Here is a 15648-nt window from a genome sequence, read left to right on the forward strand (position 1 = left end):
ACATGGAATCGATGTCACATGACCCGGCGGCCGGTGCCATCGGGTTGCACGTGGTCGACATCGCGACCCGCGGTCTGGCTTCCGGCGCCGCGGCGTCGGCGCCGGTGACCGCGCTGGTCCCGGCCGGGGCCGACGAAGTCTCGATCATGGCGGCCGCGGCGTTCGCCGTGGAGGGCACCGCCATGCTGGCGTTGAACACCGCCGCCCAGGAGGAGGTCGCGCGCACCGGGGTGGCGCTGACCGACATCGCCCGGATGTACTCCCAAGTCGACGGCGAGGCGGCCGGCGCCCTGGACTCCTCCGGCGCCCGAATCGCCAGCCATACCTTCGTCGGCCCGACGGGCGGTGGGCTGACGGGCGCGAAGCCGCCCATTGCGGCGGGCGGCTCGGTCCCCCGCACGCCGCCGCTGACCAACCTGGTCCAGGGCGGCCCGGTCGCGGCCCCGGCGCCGACGGCGCCGGTTACCGCGCCGACGGCGCCAAGCCCCGGCGCGGCCATGCCCGGTGCGGTCAACGCCGCATCGACATTGCTGGGCGCCGGCGCCGCCCCGTTGAGCTCGCTCGGCTCGCTCGCGCAGGGCGCGTCGGCCGGAGGCGCCTCCGGGCCGGGGCTGGCCTCGTCGCTCACCGAGCGGAACGACGAGGAAAGCGCCGGCAGCCAGCAGCCGGGCCAAAGTCTGGTGTAGCCGCCCGCCGTCAGAGATTCACAGGCCGGGCTGGTCCTCGATGATGCCGAGCCATATCTGCGCGACGTCGATCGCGACTTTCTCGCTGATGAAGGCGTGCTGCGTCCCGGTGTAGATGTCCCGGAAGGCGCGCTCGAGGCGGCTGCCCTCGCGGATCGAGCTGGTGCCCGCGACCAGGTGGGCCCATTCGGCGCAGCCCCGCGCCGTGTCGGTCGCGAAGACGGCCGCCACCCGCATGTCGGCGCGCAGGGCCGGTGTGAGCTCCTCGCCCGATGCCACCGCCGCCTCGGCGGTGGTAAACGCGTCGAGCACCAGCAGGCGAGCGGCCCGCCAGGCCGCGCGGTGGTGGGCCAGCCCTTTCTGGAACGTCGGGCGGCTGGCCAGCGACGCCATGTCACTCATCCGGAACTTCGTCGCGGCCAGCTCCTGGACATCGTCGAGCATGCTCTTGGCGACGCCGAGCGCCCAGGACGCATGGCCGGCGGCGGTGACCGGCATCAGCCCCATCCGGGTGGCCGGCGACGTTCCGCGATAGGGCTGACGCACGAACAGCTCGAACGTGCGGCTCGCCGGCACGAACACCTCCTGGGCGCTGTAGTCGTAGGAGCCGGTCCCCTTGAGCCCCTGCACGAACCAGCCGTCGTCGAAGCTGATCTGGTCGCGGGGAATCACCGCGACCCGCATCTCCGGGAAGCCCTCACTGATCCAGCGCATTTCGCCGTTGTCCATGGGCAGGAACCCCGCCGCGACGTACTGGGAATGACCGATGCCCGAGCCGAAGTTCCACGCCCCGCTCACCAGGTAGCCGCCGTCGACGGCGGAGCCCTGCCCGTTCGGGAAGAATTGGCCGCCCATCGTGACGTGGTTGTCGTGTGCCGTGAACACTTCCGCGAAACCCTCGTCGGGCAGGTACGCCGCCGCGGCGAACGAGGACGGCAGATTGGCGATGCCGACCCAACCGAAAGAGCCGTCCTGCCAAGCCATTTCGATCCATGTCTCGATCATCTCGGTGAACGACGGCTCGACACCGCCGGCCTCGACCGGGTTGAACGCGGACATCAGCCCGCTCGCCCACATTTCGTCGACGATCGCCGGGGTGAGGGTGCGCGCCCGTTCGGACTCGGCGGCCTCGGCGCGCACCAGATCGCGCATTCCGCGGGCCAGCGAGACAACCCGGTCATCGGTGTCGGCTATCAACGTCATTCACCTGTCCCATCGACGGCAGCAGCGGAATCGGATATCGGTGACCGTACCAACCGCTCAGCGTCGAAAAGCACGAAATTCGCGGGTGGGCGTGCGCGCTCGCCTTACCGTAGGGATCGTGCGGTGGATTGTGGACGGCATGAACGTGATCGGAAGCCGCCCCGACGGTTGGTGGAAGGACCGCGGCCGCGCCATGGTCGCGCTGGCCGACCGCCTCGACCGATGGGCCGCCACCCACGGGGACCGCGTGACCGTCGTGTTCGAGCGGCCACCGTCGACCGCCATCCCCGCTGCGGCGATCGAGATCGCCTATGCGCCCAGGGCGGCCGCGAACTCGGCCGACGACGAGATCGTCCGCCGCGTGCGGGCCGATCCCCGTCCGCAGGACATCCGGGTGGTCACCTCGGACAGGGCGCTGAGCGACCGCGTCACCGGCCTGGGCGCGTCGGTCCATCCCGCCGCCGGCTTCCGCGACCTCATCGACCCGAGGGAAGCATGACCACGACCAACCGGGTCTGCGACCTGGCGCGCATCGACATCCCGATCATCGGGGCGCCGATGACCTACATCGCCGGTGCGCGGCTGGCCGCGGCCGTGTCCAACGCGGGCGGGCTGGGCATCATCGAGACGACGTCCGAGCAGGGCCGCGCGGATCTGCGGCGCGTGCGCGACCTCACCGACCGGCCGGTGGGTGCGAACATCGCGCTGATCATGAACCGCGACCCGGCCACCGTGGATCTGCTGGTGGACAACGACATTCGTTTCGTCACCACCTCCGCGGGCGATCCGGGACTGTTCACCGGCCGGCTGCACGATGCCGGCATCACCGTGTTCCACGTGGTGGGCACGCTCGCCGCGGCCCGCAAGGCCGTCGACGCCGGGGTCGACGGCCTCGTCGTCGAGGGCGTCGAGGGCGGCGGCTTCAAGAACCGATTCGGGGCGTCGACCATGGTGGTGTTGCCTCTGGTCGCCGCCCACGTCGACGTGCCGATCGTGGCCGCGGGTGGGATCTGCGACGCGCGGTCGATGGCGGCCGCCTTCGTCCTCGGCGCCGAGGGCGTGCAGATGGGCACGCGCCTGCTGGCCTCGGCGGATTCCCCGGTGCACGGCAACCTCAAGCGGGCGGTCGTGGCGGCCGACGAAACCGCCACCGTGCTGCTGCCCCTCGACGGCAAACGCATGATGCGCGTCATCCGGACGGCAGCCGCCGAGAGACTCGACGCCGCAACGTCTTCCGGCGAGGGCACCGCGGCGCTGCAACGCGTCCAGCGGCTCTACTTCGACGGGGACATGGACGCCAGCGTCGCCAACACCGGTCAGGTGGCCGGACGGATTTCGGATCTCCCCCCGGCCGCCGACATCATCGAGGCGATGTGGGCCGGGTGCCGCGAAGTGCTGACGGCCACCGCGGATCGCCTCGGACCGCCGGGGCCTAGCTCGGCCGGCTCCTGACGTCGAAGACGACCTGCTCGCCCTCGACTTTGGTGATGCGCATGTGCGCGGTGTAGGGCTTGCCCTCCGGACCGGTGAAGTGGCAGTCGAACTCCTGGCCCACTTTGGCTTCGACGCCGGATGGACAGTTCACGTCGGCCGGGTGGAAGCCCGTTTGGCTCGAGACGACGTCGACGACCGATTGCGCCGCGCCCTCGGGCTTGACCGTCGACTTCGCGTGGCATCCCGCGACCTGCAGGGCCAGCACACTCCCCAGCACGCCCGCGGCAACCCGAACCTTGCCGTCATCCATCGCAGGCACTCCTTTGCGGCCGACCACCCTGTGGATGGGTCAGGCTAACACGGGTGCACCGCGACGGGACAGCTCAGCGCGACGGACGCGGGCGGCTCGCAAACAAGCGAGGCGTCAGCCCGCCGCCGCCAGCGCCGCGTCGTAGTTGGGCTCCTGGGCGATCTCCGGGACCAGCTCGGTGTAGGTGACCTTGCCGTCGGCGCCGACCACCACGATGGCCCGGGCGAGCAGACCGGCCATCGGGCCGTCGGTGATGGTGACGCCGTAGTCCTCGCCGAAGCTGCTGCGGAAGGCCGACCCCGTCTTGACGTTGTCGATGCCCTCGGCACCGCAGAACCGGGCGAACGCGAACGGCAGGTCCTTCGACACGCACACCACCGTGGCGCCGCTGGCGGCGGCGCGCTCGTTGAAGGTCCGGACGCTGGTCGCGCACACCGGAGTGTCGACCGAGGGGAAGATGTTGAGCACCAAGGCTTTACCACCGAGCTGGTTACTGTCGACCGGCCCCAGGTCGCCGCCAGTAAGGCTGAAGGCCGGCGCCGGAGACCCGACGCTGGGCAGCTCGCCGACGGTGTTGATCGGGTTTCCACGCAACGTTATCTGTGCCATGCGGACAGTCTGCCAAGCCCGCTGCGGCCGCCCCGGGCCAGGTCCCATGTCCTAATTGGTGGGCTGCATGGCGTAGACGACATGTCGGTCGGTGCCCAACACTTGAGTTCATGGCTCGCAAAGTCGTGATCGCCGGGTTCCCCGGTGTGCAGGCGCTAGACGTGGTGGGACCGCACGACGTCTTCACCGGCGCGGCGCTGCTCACCGGGGGTGGCTACGACGTCGCTGTGGCGTCCGTCGACGGTCGGGCGATCACCACCCCGACCGGTCTGGGCTTCGTCGCGGCGCCGCTGCCGGACCCGGGCGACCCCGCCGCACCGATCGACACCGTCGTACTGCCCGGCGGCGCCGGTATCGACGCCGCCCGATCGGACGCCGAGCTGATCGGCTGGATCAAGGCCGCCGCCGCAACCGCCCGCCGCGTGGTGACGGTCTGCACCGGCGCGTTCCTGGCGGCCGAGGCGGGGCTGCTGGACGGGCAGCGGGTGACCACGCACTGGGCTTTCGCCGGGAAGTTGGCCCGCGAGTTTCCCGGAATCGACGTCGACGTGGACCCGATCTTCGTCCGCAGCTCGGACTCGGTGTGGACGGCCGCGGGCGTCACCGCGGGCATCGACTTGGCGCTCTCGCTGGTCGAGGACGACCACGGCACGGAGGTCGCGCAGACGGTCGCTCGCTGGCTGGTGCTGTATCTGCGCCGCCCCGGCGGGCAGACGCAGTTCGCGGCGCCGGTGTGGATGCCGCGCGCCAAGCGCAACTCGATACGCGCGGTGCAGGAGGCGATCGAGGCGGAGCCGGGCGGCGAGCACAGCATCGACGAGCTGGCGCGCCGCGCCGCGATGAGCCCGCGGCACTTCACCCGCGTCTTCACCGCCGAGGTCGGCGAGGCGCCCGGCCAGTACGTCGAACGGATCCGGACCGAAGCCGCGCGCCGCCAGTTGGAGGAGACCGATGACACCGTCGTCGCGATCGCTACCCGATGCGGCTTCGGCACCGCGGAAACCATGCGGCGCAACTTCGTTCGACGGGTCGGCATCCCGCCCGACCAATACCGCAAGGCGTTCGCCTGAAAAGAAAGGATCACACCATGACCCAGATCGCGATCGTGGCCTATCCGGGATTCACCGCGCTCGACATGATCGGCCCGTACGAGGTCCTGCGCAACCTGCCCGACGCCGAGGTTCGGTTCGTCTGGCACCAGGCGGGGCCGATCACCGCCGACTCCGGCGTGCTGGTGATCGGGGCGACCCATTCGCTGGCCGAAACCCCTTCGCCCGACGTGATTCTCGTGCCGGGCGGCCCGTCCACCCCGGTGCATGCCCGTGATGACGCGCTGCTGGACTGGCTGCGGCAGGCGCATCGCACCGCCCGGTGGACGACGTCGGTGTGCTCCGGGTCGGTGATCCTGGCGGCGGCCGGCCTGCTGGCCGGGCGGCGCGCCACGTCGCACTGGCTGACCATTCCGGCGCTCAAGGCGTTCGGCGCCGTCCCGGTGGGCGACGAGCGAATCGTGCACCAGGACAACGTCGTAACCTGCGCGGGGGTGTCGGCGGGCCTCGACCTCGCGCTGTGGCTGGCCGGCGAGATGGGCGGGGAAGGCCGCGCCAAGGCGATCCAGCTGGCGATCGAATACGACCCCCAGCCGCCGTTTGACTCCGGCCACCTGTCGAAGGCGTCGGCAACCACCAAGGCCGCGGCCACCGCGCTGCTGTCCAGGGACAGCATGAAGCCGGCCAACATGAAGGCCGCCACGATGCTGGCGTGGGAGCAGGCGCTGGCGGCCGTGCGGTCGCGGCGACGCGGACGCCAGCCGGCGTCCGTCTAGTCCCGGGGGCTCAGGCGCCCGGCTGCAGGATCTCGTCGGACTCCAACCGACCGCCGGCCTGCAGCCAGGCGGCCACCACTCCCGGCGCGTCGCGGTTGGGGTTGTAGATGTCCTCCTCGCTGGAGAACAAGCCGTCGCCGGCGTAGACCAGCCGGGTCCAGTTCGGGAACCAGAACGGCTCGCCGTTCGGATCCGTCGGGTGGTCGAGCAGGTTCTTGATCATCACGACGACGGCGTCGTTGTCCTCGTCGTAGGCGGTCCAGTCGGACGGAAATCGCATATGCGGGAACGGCGCCATCACGGCGACGATCCAGTCCCGCACGGCCTCGCGGCCGTGGAACACTCCGTAGTGATGTTCGGTGTAGACGACATCCTCGGTGAACAGATCGGCGAACGGCCGCCAATCGCCCGATGCGCTGCAGCCCTCCACGACCCGCGTGTAGTTCTCGACGGCTTGCTCGATTTCTGCCCTGGTGTATTTGCCCATGGCGGACACACTAGAACGTGTTCCGGTTGACGGAGGCTCGTCGGAAAAGGGATATCGCATGAACGTCTTGGAATTGTTCGATCTGCGCGGCAAGCGGGCGCTGGTAACTGGCGCATCCAGCGGCATCGGCAAGGTGGTGGCGCGGGCCTACCTGCAGGCGGGCGCCGACGTGGCCATTGCGGCGCGGCGCACCGACGACTTGGAACAAGTGGCCCGCGAAATCGCGCCGGACGGCGCGGGCCGGGTGGTGCCGATCGGCTGCGACGTGACCCAGCCCGACCAGGTGACCGCGCTGCTGGACCGGGTGACCGCGGAGCTGGGCGGCGTGGACATCGCGGTCTGCAACGCCGGCATCATCACCGTGAACGGGATGCTGGACATGCCGCTGGAAGAGTTCGAGCGCATCCAAAAGACCAACGTCACAGGCGTTTTCCTGACCGCGCAAGCGGCGGCCAGGGCGATGGTCCGGCAGGGGCAGGGCGGCGCCATCATCACCACCGCCTCGATGTCGGGCCACATCATCAACATCCCGCAGCAAGTGGGCCACTACTGCGCGTCGAAGGCGGCGGTGATCCACCTGACGAGGGCCATGGCCGTGGAGTTCGCGCCGCACAACATCAGGGTCAACAGCGTCAGCCCGGGTTACATCCGCACCGAACTGGTGGAGCCGCTCACCGAATACCACCGCCTGTGGGAGCCGAAGGTACCGCTCGGGCGGATGGGCCGGCCCGAGGAGCTCGCCGGCCTCTACCTCTACCTGGCCAGCGCGGCCTCCAGCTACATGACCGGTTCGGACGTCGTGATCGACGGCGGCTACGCCTGCCCGTAGCGCACGACGCTGGGGCGGCCGAACCGCGTTCGCACGCCGGGCGAGAAAAGCGCCCGCAACCGCTGGCCGGCGGGCCGCACCATGCTGGCGGCCACCAGCTCGTCGTCCAGCTCGACGACGTCGGCCGCGTGCAACGGCCACGTCGCGTGCTCGTTCGGTATCCACCAGGTCCGGCCGGCCTTGCGGGTGTGCGCGCCCCATCGGGCGGTGAGCCACACCTCCAGCGGTGTCGGTTCCACCCGGGCGCCGACGGCGACCTCGATCCGGCTGCGCAGGCCGCGGTGGGGCCAGCGGCGCACGCTGCGGTAGGTGACGCGGTCGCCGTACCGGTTGGTCCGCATCCGCGCCCAGGTGTACGGCACGCCCAGCGCGCCCCGGATCACCGGCACGACGGCCAGCCGGGCCGTTTCCAGCGACCGGAACAACACGCCGTGGCGGCCGGAGTCGTCGACCGAATACAGCCGCACGTTGGTCTCCGGAAAGCTACCGAAGTACGGAAGTCGCAGCGCCGAGCCGACTTTCGTGTGGCCCATCGCAAACGGGATCAGCCCGACATAGGTCATGCCGTCGAACACGTCGGGGCGGGTGCCGGGTGGGTACAGCGGTTCGACGGTGTCGGGCCGCACCGGCCAGTGGATGAAGGTGAGGTCGCGCCAGTACTGGTCGAAGGTCACCGGGCCACGCAGGGGTGGTGGAGTGATCGGAAATCCGGCGAGCCCGTCGCCCGCCGCGCTCAACCCTCCAGCTCCCCGGAGATCCCCCGTTCGATCGCCGCTTGCATCGTTGCCGGCAAGACCACGAGGCCCTCGAGTTCCTGACGCGCCAAGTCATAGGCGTGCCGGCGCTCCTGCGGCGCGGCGGCCGGGTCCGACGCGACCCGCAACAGGCTCTGGGCCCGCGCGATTCGCTGCTGATCGGCGTGGGAGAAGTCGCTGCGGCGCTTGCGCGTCGCCTCGGTCTCGGCGGCGTTGAAGGCGGTCACGTAATCCTCGACGGCGGACAGGTATTGCGCGGCGGCTTCCCTGTCGTCGAGCAGGTCCTCGGCCTTGACCGGGCGCAGCAGGTCGGCCCGGAGCTTGGCCTTGTGGAAGGCGACCGTCAGCGGGTCGCGCATGTCGGTCATGAGCGGAAAGTCGAGGAGCTTGGCGACGTCGAGTTCGTACTCGAGCCAGCGCGCGTCGGTGCGGCGGTGCTCCTCGAGGATCCGGCGCAGCGACCGCCACTGGGCGACGTGGTTGTCGCCGGTGTCCGGTCGGGGTTCCGCGCGGTCGGTCTCCGGCGGTCGCTCCGCCCGTCGCCGGTTGGCGCCGAACGCGCGCACCGCGGCGACGGTCGCGCCCACCAGGGGCAGGACGACGATCAACAGCTCCGCCAGCCGGATGAGCAAACCCACACGGCCAGGATGCCACCAGCGCAGGCCGTCGAGCGTCGGCGCGCGGTCATGTCTGCGGTCGCACCCCGAGCACATCGCGGAACAGCGCCTGCCGCACGGCGAGTTCGCGCGGGTCGCTCCACAGGTGAAACCCGAGCCGGTTCATGACGTAGGCGAACCCGACGCCGGTGTCGGGGTCGGCACAGCCGAACGATCCGCCGAAGCCGGGTGTTCCGAAGGCGGCGCCCGAGGAGCCGAATGCGAAGTGCGGCACGGGCTTACAGAGGCCGAGCGAATACGCCACGTCCACGTTCATCACCTTGTCGCGAACGCCGCGGCTCGGTGAGGGCGCCGGCGCCGCCAGCGCGCCGACCGTCTCGGCGGTGAGGCCGAGCTCCGCTCCCCCGGTGGCCGCGCTGCCGTACATGCGCGCCACCGACCGGGCCGTGCCGATGCCGTTGGCCGACGGGATCTCCACAGCCCGCACGTCGTCGCGGTTGTAGTCGCCGTTGAACGCGTTGACGCCGCGCGGGACGGCGATGGCGCGCGCCGTCAGGCCGACCGGGTTGAGCGAGGCGCCCACGAATCCCGGCGGCATTACGTTGAGGTGCAGTAGCGTTTCCGCGCGCACCCAGTTGTGGACGTGCGCGACCCGCTGCCGGTCCACCGAATCCGGCAGCCCGATGTGCAGGTCGAGCCCCAGCGGCCGGACGATCTCGTCGGCCATGAAGCGGCCCAGCGTGCGGCCGGCCGGGTCGGTCCGCCGGATCAGTTCCGATTCGTACCAGCCGAGCGTGATCGCGTGGTAACCGTGCCGGGCGCCCGGTGGCCACGCCGGCGCTTGGGTCGCCAGGATCGGCGACAGCTTCTCGGGGTCGGCGACGTCGGCCAGCGTCGGCTTCGGTTTGAGCGCGCACAGCCCGGCCTGGTGCCCCAGGAGCTGGCGGACGGTGACCTCACCCTTGCCCGCCTGCGCGAATTCCGGCCAGTAGTCGGCCACCCTGGCGTCGTAGGAGACCAGTCCGCGGGACACGGCGACGGCGACGACCAGGGCGGCGACCCCTTTGGTCGTGGAGAACATGTTGACCATCGTGTCGGGCCGCCACGGTTGCTTGGCCACGCCGTTGCGGTAGCCGCCCCACAGGTCGACGACCTTGACACCGTCGCGGTAGACCGCCAGGGCCGCACCCACTTCCGCGCCGTCGCGGAAATTGGCGCGAAAGGCGTCCGCGACCTTCCCGTACCCGACGTCCACATCGCCGCCGATCAGGTCGGCCGCCACCGCAACCTTGAGCACCATCGTCGCCTCCGAATGGAGACTAAGCCAGGCGCGGCGACGCGCAACGCTTTTCGGGCCGTCCGGGTCAGTGCGCCAGGTCGCCGCTCAGGTACTCGGCGCGGCAGGCCCGGCGCGCCAGCTTGCCGCTGGTGGTGCGGGGAATGGCGCCGGCCGGCAGCAAGCGCACGTCCGCGACCGGCACGCCGTGGCGGCGCAGGACCGCGGCACGGATGGCCTCGATGGCCGGCTCGGGGTCGACGCGGCTGGTGCCCGCCGCCCGCTCGGCGACAATCACCAGTTGCCGACCGGTGTTCCCGGCCGGCACGGCGAAGGCGGTCACATACCCGCGGCGGACAATCCCCGAGGCTTCGGCGACGGTGGCCTCGATGTCCTGTGGGTAGTGGTTGCGGCCGTCGACGCTGACCATGTCGGCGATCCGGCCCGTGACGTACAGCTCGCCGTCCAGATAGGTGCCCAGGTCCCCCGTCCGCAGCCACGCGCCCTCGAGGGTCGAACCCCCGGCGTGGCTGCCCTCGGCCAGGTGGGACCGCAGCCGGGCGCCGAACGCCCGCCGGGTGTCGTCGGGCAGCCCCCAGTAGCCGCGGCCGACGTTGTTGCCCTGCAGCCAGATCTCGCCGACGCGGCCGTCGGGAAGTTCGGCCCCGGTGTCCGGGTCGACGATGACGGCCCATTCGCTGCAGGCCACCTGACCGCAGGACACCTGCGGCACCGCGCCCGGCGCGTCCGCCGCGACCCGCACCGCGCGACCGGCGCCCAGCTCGTCGCGATCGAAGTAGGCGGGGGTCGCCTCGGCCGCGGGCGCGATGGTCGCGACGAACAGCGTCGCCTCGGCGATGCCGTAGGACGGCTTGAACGCCGTCGGCGGTAACCCGTAGGGGGCGAACGCGTCGTTGAAGGTGTTGATCGCCCCGATGCTGACCGGTTCGGAGCCGATGATCAGCACCACGTTGCTCAGGTCGACGTCGTCGCCGGGCGCGGGCAGGCCCCGCTGGGCCGTCCATTCGTAGGCGAAGTTGGGCGCGGCGGTGACGGCCCGGCCCGCCTCGGACGACAGCGCCTTGATCCAGCGTTGCGGCCTGCGGACGAACGCGGCGGGCGACATCAGCGTGGAGTGTCCCCCGTAGACCGCCGGGAAGCCGATCATCGACAGGCCCATGTCGTGGTAGAGCGGCAACCAGCTCACACCGTGGGTGTTGCGGTCGAGCAGGTCGATCGAAAGGATCATCTGCACGAGGTTGGTGCCCACCGCCCGGTGCGTGATCTCAACGCCGACCGGTGGTCGCGTCGAGCCCGACGTGTATTGCAGATGGGAAACGTCGTCGTGGCATAACTCGTTGGGCGCGAACGATTTTCGTGCCGAGTCGGGTATCTCGTCGATGATGATGACCCGCGGCCGTTGCAAATGCGGCAGCGTGCCCAGAAAGTCCTCGACGGCGCCCCGTGCCGCCGCCGTCGTCAAGACCGCCGTCGGTTGCGAATCACGCAGCGCCGTGTTCAGACGTTCCGCGTGGCCGGGCAACTCCGGCGCGAACAGCGGCACCGCGACGGTTCCCGCCTTGATCGCCGCATAGAAACCCATCACGTAGTCGAGGCTCGGCGGCGCCAGGACCGCGACCCGCTCGCCGCGGCCGGCGACGCGTTGGACACCCGCGCCGATGGCCTCCAGCCGGACACCGAACTGGTTCCACGTCACCTCCTGGACACGCCCCTCGTCCCCGCGGCTGTAGTCCAGAAAGCGGTACGCCACCGCGTCGCCGACGTTCGCGATGTTGCGGTCGATGAGCGAGATCAGCGTGACGTCCGGCGGCGGCATGACGTTGCCCTCGGCATCCAGGCAGTCCTCGATGTCAAGCAAGCCGGGGGTCTGCTGTCGGGGGGCGATCTCCATGGACCCACTGTAGGAAACCGGCCCGGCAACCGAAGGTGATCATCGGCACGTTGCGCCCGAAGGCGTTGATCCGGAATCGAATTCGCGGGCTACGCCCAGAGCTTTTGCAACGCGTCGGCGAGGGCCTCCGGGTCTTGCTTGTCGGTGTTGCAGCTGACGGCCACCGAGGTGGACCGGTCCTTGCTGACCCGGAATGCGGTGACGAAGCCGCCCCAATCACCGTCGTGGTCCAGCGTGCCGTCGGCCAGCAGGTAGATTCCCGCCCCGTAGCGGTCACCGCCGCCCTTTTGGGTCGGTACCGCTCCAGCCAGTTGGGCGTTCAGCAGCGCGGGTCCACCGACTCGGCCGGTCCGATAATTGTCCGCCCAGACCACGAGTTGGCTCGGAGTTGTCTGAATTCCGCCGTCGCCGACCTGCTCCCAGCCGGACGCGATCGCCTCGCCGCCCTTCTCGTAGCCGACGGCCTTGCCCCGAATCGGCCCGGTCGGATCGACGACCATGCCCAGGCCCAGGGGCCGGAAGAATTTTTCGGTGAGGACTTGCGACAGCGGTTGCCGCGCTACCCGATGGACGATCTCGCCGAGCAGCAGGTAGTTGGAGTTGGAGTATTCGAATCGCGAGCCCGGGTCGAATTCCAGTGCGGTCACCGCGGCGAGTGCCTGCAGCGCCTGCTCCTCGGTGGTTCGGTCGCCGGCCTGGAACCCCTGCGCCTCCAGCAGCCCGACGTAATCGGGGATCCCGCTGGTCTGGTGCATCAACTGTCCGAGGCTGACCGACCGCGCCCACGCCGGCAACTCCGGCGCGTGCCGCGAGAGTGGATCATCGAGCGCCAGGCTGCCGGCGTCCACCAGCAGCAGGACGGCGCCCGCGGTGAATTGCTTTGACACCGAGGCGATGTCGAACACGGTGTCCGGGGTGATGGCCGCCTCCGTCGACGTGTCCGCAACACCGCGCACACCCGTCCAGACGACCTTTCCCCGAATGCCCACGGCTGCCGAGCATCCCGGCGCGCTTGCGCCGACAGCGTCGTCGAGCACGCGTTGACTTCTGACCTTGGCGGCGGTGCGATCCGTGGTGGGGCTTGCGCCGGTGGCACCGTGGCCGCCGCAGCCGCTGAGCGACAACAGGACGGCAAATAGCGAGATCGGCCGTCGCATGCGCTGATTGTAGGCATTCCCCGCGGTCCAGTCGGCGCTTCGGGTGAACCCCCGCCGGGTGGGTTGGGCGGTGAGCTGTAGCCTACGCGCGAGCGGCATGCAGGGTCGCCGATGAATTTTCCGGGGAGTTGGTCATGTCAGGAAGAACGTTCTCATTCGAGGTCAACCGCACCAGCACGGCGCCCGCCGCGACGCTGTTCCGGCTCGTGACCGACGGCGCCAACTGGTCGAAGTGGGCCAAACCCATCGTGGTTCACTCGAGTTGGGCGCGGCAGGGCGATCCGGCGCCCGGCGGGATCGGGGCGGTTCGCAAGCTGGGCATGTGGCCGGTGCTCGTGCAGGAGGAAACCGTCGAGTACGAACAGGACCGCCGGCACGTGTACAAACTCATCGCGCCGTCGAATCCCGTGAAGGACTACGTCAGTGAGGTGGTCCTTACGCCGAACCCCGCGGGCGGCACCGACCTGCGCTGGACCGGCTCGTTCACCGAGGGAGTGCGCGGGACCGGTCCGCTGATGCGAGCCGCCATGGGCGGTGCGGTGCGGTTCTTCGCCGACCGGTTGGTCAAGACGGCCGAGCGCGAATCGAGCCGGGCAGGCGCATGATGGCCGCACCGCGCGGCCGCCACGGCCGCCGGCAGGGTCTAGGGGTTGTTGGCCTGCTGCTCGGTTAGCTGAGCCTGCTGCATGCTCTGCTCGAACTGCTGCTGGGCCTGTTCGTTCTGTTGTTCGGCCTGCTGCATCGACTGTTGCAGCTGTTGCTGATTGAGTTGCTGCTGCAGCTGGGCCTGGTCGTCGTCGTCATCGGCGGCAAAGCCGTTGCCGCCGAGAAGGTTTGGCGGTGTCTGGGGCGACACCGCCACGTCCGTCGGGCGCATTGATTCGTGCCCCGCGCCGAACAAGGCGAGAGTTCCGACGATGGCGGCGCCCGCGAAAGCGAGTTGCACCATTCGGAGCCGGTGGTCAGCGGTGCTGGTCATCCCTCAGTTGTGCGCCGAGAATCTAGCTAACAGCTGGGAACCGGCTATCGCTCGACTATGAAGCGGTCGCTACTTGGACTCGACCTCGTCCTGATATTTCTTGGTCATGTGCGCGACGGCGTCCAACTGCGATTGCGCCAGGCTGTCCCGGGCCTGCCCCGCACGCGCGGCGGCATCCAGGGTTGGCTGCGCCTGGCCCTGGAAATGCGGCATCACCTCGGCGGCAAACAATTCGGCCGACCGCCGGGTGGCGGCCGGGTTGGCCCACTCGTGGCCCATCTGCAGCATGCAGCCGAACCCGCCGGATTGATCCCACAGCCGCTGCACCTGCTCCCGCGCGCGTTCGGGCGTGCCGATCACACCGGCCCCGTTTTCGTTGATGACGTCGATCATCTCGTCGAGCTGCTCGCCCGGCATCGTCATCTGCGGGAAGGCGGCCACCTTCTGGAAGTACCGGAACCACGGCTCGATGCCGAACTTCACCTCTTCGCGGGCCTGCTTTTCGGTTTCGGCGAGGTGGAACAAACCCACCAGGCTCCAGTTGGAACGGTCGACCCGGGTGCCGAAGGCCGCCGCGCGCTCCTCGACGATGCCCCAGTGGTACGAGAGGGCGTTGAAGCCCTCGACGGTCAGCGTCGCGCCGATGGACAGCAGGCCGATGCCGTGCTTGCCGGCCAGCCGCGCGGTGGTCGGCGACGCGACCGCGGCGACCGACAGCGGGATCCCGCCATCCGAGTAGGGCGCCAGCTGCAACTTGGCGTCGAACAGCTGGTGCGTGGCCGTCTTCGCGCTCACCGTCTCCCCGGCCAGTAGCCGCACGACGATGTCGAGATTCGTTTCCAGCAGCTCGCGCGTGTCCGTGGGGGTGAGCCCGATCATGGCGGAGTCGCTGGGAAGCGAACCCGGCCCCACGCCACCGATGATGCGGCCGTGGGTGAGGTGATCCAGCAGCATCAGCCGGTCGGCCACCCAGAGCGGGTTGTGGTACGAGAGCGAAATGACCCCGGTGCCAAAGCGAATCCGCTTGGCGCGTTCGGCCGCGGCGGCGATGAACACCTCCGGCGAACTGATGATCTCGCTGCCGGCCGAATGGTGCTCGCCCATCCAAACCTCGTCGAAACCGAGGGCGTCGAGGTGCTCGATGAAAGCGAGGTCGCGCTGCAATGCGAGCGTCGGATTGGTGCCGGCCCGGTGGAACGGCGCGATGAAGTATCCAAACCGGAGCTTCGACATCGAGTTTCCCCTTGCATCGGAGTTGGCCAGAACCATAACCCGAATGCGGTGCCCGGCCTAGGCCGTCACGTAAGAACGCTCGATGGGTAAGAGGCTTTCAGCCGGCGGGGCCAGGTGCTCCCGGCCTCGCCGACTTGGGCAGCAAGCCTTGGTTGTTGTGGTGCGCTATCGCGGGATGTCAGTAGCCGCCGCACACGTTGCCGACGCATCCGCCGCCACCGCCCGGGCCGCCGCCGCCACCCCCGACGCCGGGGATGGTGCCGCCCCCTGCCACGGCCCGTCGTCAAGTCCCGCGAGAACCGAAGGGGAGGAGGATGCCGCGGCATCCAACTCGGC

At 69.8% G+C, this 15648-nt stretch carries 18 protein-coding genes; 7 read left to right on the forward strand and 11 right to left on the reverse strand.

Annotated features, from left to right (window positions below):
- The first annotated feature begins 2 nt into the window (after window positions 1-2).
- Entirely contained in the window at window positions 3-686 is a 684-nt protein-coding gene (locus A5702_RS27175) for a PE family protein (protein WP_068217649.1), read from the forward strand.
- 18 nt (window positions 687-704) lie between these two features.
- Here A5702_RS27175 and A5702_RS01595 read toward each other — a convergent pair whose 3' ends face one another.
- Window positions 705-1889 (reverse strand): acyl-CoA dehydrogenase family protein, encoded by a 1185-nt coding sequence (locus A5702_RS01595; RefSeq protein WP_068217652.1) that lies wholly within the window; start codon window positions 1887-1889, stop codon window positions 705-707.
- A gap of 118 nt (window positions 1890-2007) precedes the next feature.
- Between A5702_RS01595 and A5702_RS01600 the strand changes: the two genes are divergently transcribed.
- Window positions 2008-2388: an NYN domain-containing protein gene (locus A5702_RS01600; RefSeq protein ID WP_068217655.1), complete on the forward strand. Its 381-nt coding sequence runs from the start codon at window positions 2008-2010 to the stop codon at window positions 2386-2388.
- Window positions 2385-3341: a nitronate monooxygenase family protein gene (locus A5702_RS01605; protein WP_068217657.1), complete on the forward strand. Its 957-nt coding sequence runs from the start codon at window positions 2385-2387 to the stop codon at window positions 3339-3341. Before A5702_RS01600 ends, A5702_RS01605 begins: the two co-directional genes overlap by 4 nt.
- Here A5702_RS01605 and A5702_RS01610 read toward each other — a convergent pair.
- Window positions 3322-3633 (reverse strand): DUF4333 domain-containing protein, encoded by a 312-nt coding sequence (locus A5702_RS01610; protein WP_068217660.1) that lies wholly within the window; start codon window positions 3631-3633, stop codon window positions 3322-3324. The two genes, A5702_RS01605 and A5702_RS01610, sit on opposite strands and share 20 nt — an antisense overlap.
- Before the next feature lie 114 nt (window positions 3634-3747).
- Entirely contained in the window at window positions 3748-4242 is a 495-nt protein-coding gene (gene tpx, locus A5702_RS01615) for a thiol peroxidase (protein ID WP_055402269.1), read from the reverse strand.
- A gap of 110 nt (window positions 4243-4352) precedes the next feature.
- On the opposite strand from tpx, the gene A5702_RS01620 reads away from it, so the two are divergent.
- Both A5702_RS01620 and A5702_RS01625 read left to right on the forward strand, forming a co-directional pair.
- Complete coding sequence (locus A5702_RS01620) at window positions 4353-5312, forward strand: GlxA family transcriptional regulator (RefSeq protein ID WP_068217662.1); 960 nt, start codon at window positions 4353-4355, stop codon at window positions 5310-5312.
- A 17-nt stretch (window positions 5313-5329) separates the two neighbouring features.
- A complete protein-coding gene (locus tag A5702_RS01625) occupies window positions 5330-6067 on the forward strand; it encodes a DJ-1/PfpI family protein (RefSeq protein ID WP_068217665.1) in 738 nt (245 codons plus the stop codon).
- Between the two features lie 10 nt (window positions 6068-6077).
- Here A5702_RS01625 and A5702_RS01630 read toward each other — a convergent pair whose 3' ends face one another.
- On the reverse strand, window positions 6078-6554 hold the full coding sequence (locus A5702_RS01630) for a nuclear transport factor 2 family protein (RefSeq protein ID WP_055402275.1): 477 nt from the start codon (window positions 6552-6554) through the stop codon (window positions 6078-6080).
- A 58-nt stretch (window positions 6555-6612) separates the two neighbouring features.
- Between A5702_RS01630 and A5702_RS01635 the strand changes: the two genes are divergently transcribed.
- On the forward strand, window positions 6613-7383 hold the full coding sequence (locus tag A5702_RS01635; RefSeq protein WP_068217670.1) for an SDR family oxidoreductase: 771 nt from the start codon (window positions 6613-6615) through the stop codon (window positions 7381-7383).
- Here A5702_RS01635 and A5702_RS01640 read toward each other — a convergent pair.
- From A5702_RS01640 to A5702_RS01660, 5 genes are all read right to left on the reverse strand, one after another.
- Entirely contained in the window at window positions 7368-8120 is a 753-nt protein-coding gene (locus tag A5702_RS01640) for a YqjF family protein (protein ID WP_231964961.1), read from the reverse strand. The two genes, A5702_RS01635 and A5702_RS01640, sit on opposite strands and share 16 nt — an antisense overlap.
- Entirely contained in the window at window positions 8117-8776 is a 660-nt protein-coding gene (locus tag A5702_RS01645; RefSeq protein WP_067821282.1) for a hypothetical protein, read from the reverse strand. Before A5702_RS01645 ends, A5702_RS01640 begins: the two co-directional genes overlap by 4 nt.
- Before the next feature lie 46 nt (window positions 8777-8822).
- Window positions 8823-10055 carry a serine hydrolase domain-containing protein gene (locus A5702_RS01650; protein ID WP_068217672.1) on the reverse strand — a complete coding sequence of 411 codons (1233 nt, stop codon included), beginning with the start codon at window positions 10053-10055 and terminating at the stop codon, window positions 8823-8825.
- A 64-nt stretch (window positions 10056-10119) separates the two neighbouring features.
- Entirely contained in the window at window positions 10120-11943 is a 1824-nt protein-coding gene (locus A5702_RS01655) for a fatty acyl-AMP ligase (RefSeq protein ID WP_068217675.1), read from the reverse strand.
- 89 nt (window positions 11944-12032) lie between these two features.
- Window positions 12033-13100, reverse strand: a complete 1068-nt coding sequence (locus tag A5702_RS01660; protein ID WP_156669444.1) for a serine hydrolase — start codon at window positions 13098-13100, stop codon at window positions 12033-12035.
- Between the two features lie 134 nt (window positions 13101-13234).
- On the opposite strand from A5702_RS01660, the gene A5702_RS01665 reads away from it, so the two are divergent.
- Window positions 13235-13705: an SRPBCC family protein gene (locus tag A5702_RS01665; RefSeq protein ID WP_068217681.1), complete on the forward strand. Its 471-nt coding sequence runs from the start codon at window positions 13235-13237 to the stop codon at window positions 13703-13705.
- 38 nt (window positions 13706-13743) lie between these two features.
- Here the strand turns inward: A5702_RS01665 and A5702_RS01670 are convergent, their stop codons facing one another.
- Both A5702_RS01670 and A5702_RS01675 read right to left on the reverse strand, forming a co-directional pair.
- The gene (locus A5702_RS01670; protein ID WP_068217684.1) at window positions 13744-14079 is read right to left on the reverse strand and encodes a hypothetical protein; all 336 of its coding nucleotides are present in this window, start codon (window positions 14077-14079) and stop codon (window positions 13744-13746) included.
- A gap of 69 nt (window positions 14080-14148) precedes the next feature.
- Complete coding sequence (locus A5702_RS01675; RefSeq protein WP_068217691.1) at window positions 14149-15312, reverse strand: LLM class flavin-dependent oxidoreductase; 1164 nt, start codon at window positions 15310-15312, stop codon at window positions 14149-14151.
- Window positions 15313-15648: the final 336 nt, after the last annotated feature.

Source organism: Mycobacterium sp. E3339 (genome assembly GCF_001666915.1).
Lineage (GTDB): Bacteria > Actinomycetota > Actinomycetes > Mycobacteriales > Mycobacteriaceae > Mycobacterium.

Excerpts from the sequence above, each read along its gene's own strand:
- A5702_RS01610 (WP_068217660.1), bottom strand. The coding sequence starts at position 3,633 with ATGGATGACGGCAAGGTTCGGGTTGCCGCGGGCGTGCTGGGGAGTGTG.
- A5702_RS01630 (WP_055402275.1), bottom strand. The coding sequence starts at position 6,554 with ATGGGCAAATACACCAGGGCAGAAATCGAGCAAGCCGTCGAGAACTAC.
- A5702_RS27175 (WP_068217649.1), top strand. The coding sequence starts at position 3 with ATGGAATCGATGTCACATGACCCGGCGGCCGGTGCCATCGGGTTGCAC.
- A5702_RS01665 (WP_068217681.1), top strand. The coding sequence starts at position 13,235 with ATGTCAGGAAGAACGTTCTCATTCGAGGTCAACCGCACCAGCACGGCG.
- A5702_RS01650 (WP_068217672.1), bottom strand. The coding sequence starts at position 10,055 with ATGGTGCTCAAGGTTGCGGTGGCGGCCGACCTGATCGGCGGCGATGTG.
- A5702_RS01675 (WP_068217691.1), bottom strand. The coding sequence starts at position 15,312 with ATGTCGAAGCTCCGGTTTGGATACTTCATCGCGCCGTTCCACCGGGCC.
- A5702_RS01635 (WP_068217670.1), top strand. The coding sequence starts at position 6,613 with ATGAACGTCTTGGAATTGTTCGATCTGCGCGGCAAGCGGGCGCTGGTA.
- A5702_RS01620 (WP_068217662.1), top strand. The coding sequence starts at position 4,353 with ATGGCTCGCAAAGTCGTGATCGCCGGGTTCCCCGGTGTGCAGGCGCTA.
- A5702_RS01625 (WP_068217665.1), top strand. The coding sequence starts at position 5,330 with ATGACCCAGATCGCGATCGTGGCCTATCCGGGATTCACCGCGCTCGAC.
- A5702_RS01655 (WP_068217675.1), bottom strand. The coding sequence starts at position 11,943 with ATGGAGATCGCCCCCCGACAGCAGACCCCCGGCTTGCTTGACATCGAG.
- A5702_RS01670 (WP_068217684.1), bottom strand. The coding sequence starts at position 14,079 with ATGACCAGCACCGCTGACCACCGGCTCCGAATGGTGCAACTCGCTTTC.
- A5702_RS01595 (WP_068217652.1), bottom strand. The coding sequence starts at position 1,889 with ATGACGTTGATAGCCGACACCGATGACCGGGTTGTCTCGCTGGCCCGC.
- tpx (WP_055402269.1), bottom strand. The coding sequence starts at position 4,242 with ATGGCACAGATAACGTTGCGTGGAAACCCGATCAACACCGTCGGCGAG.
- A5702_RS01660 (WP_156669444.1), bottom strand. The coding sequence starts at position 13,100 with ATGCGACGGCCGATCTCGCTATTTGCCGTCCTGTTGTCGCTCAGCGGC.
- A5702_RS01605 (WP_068217657.1), top strand. The coding sequence starts at position 2,385 with ATGACCACGACCAACCGGGTCTGCGACCTGGCGCGCATCGACATCCCG.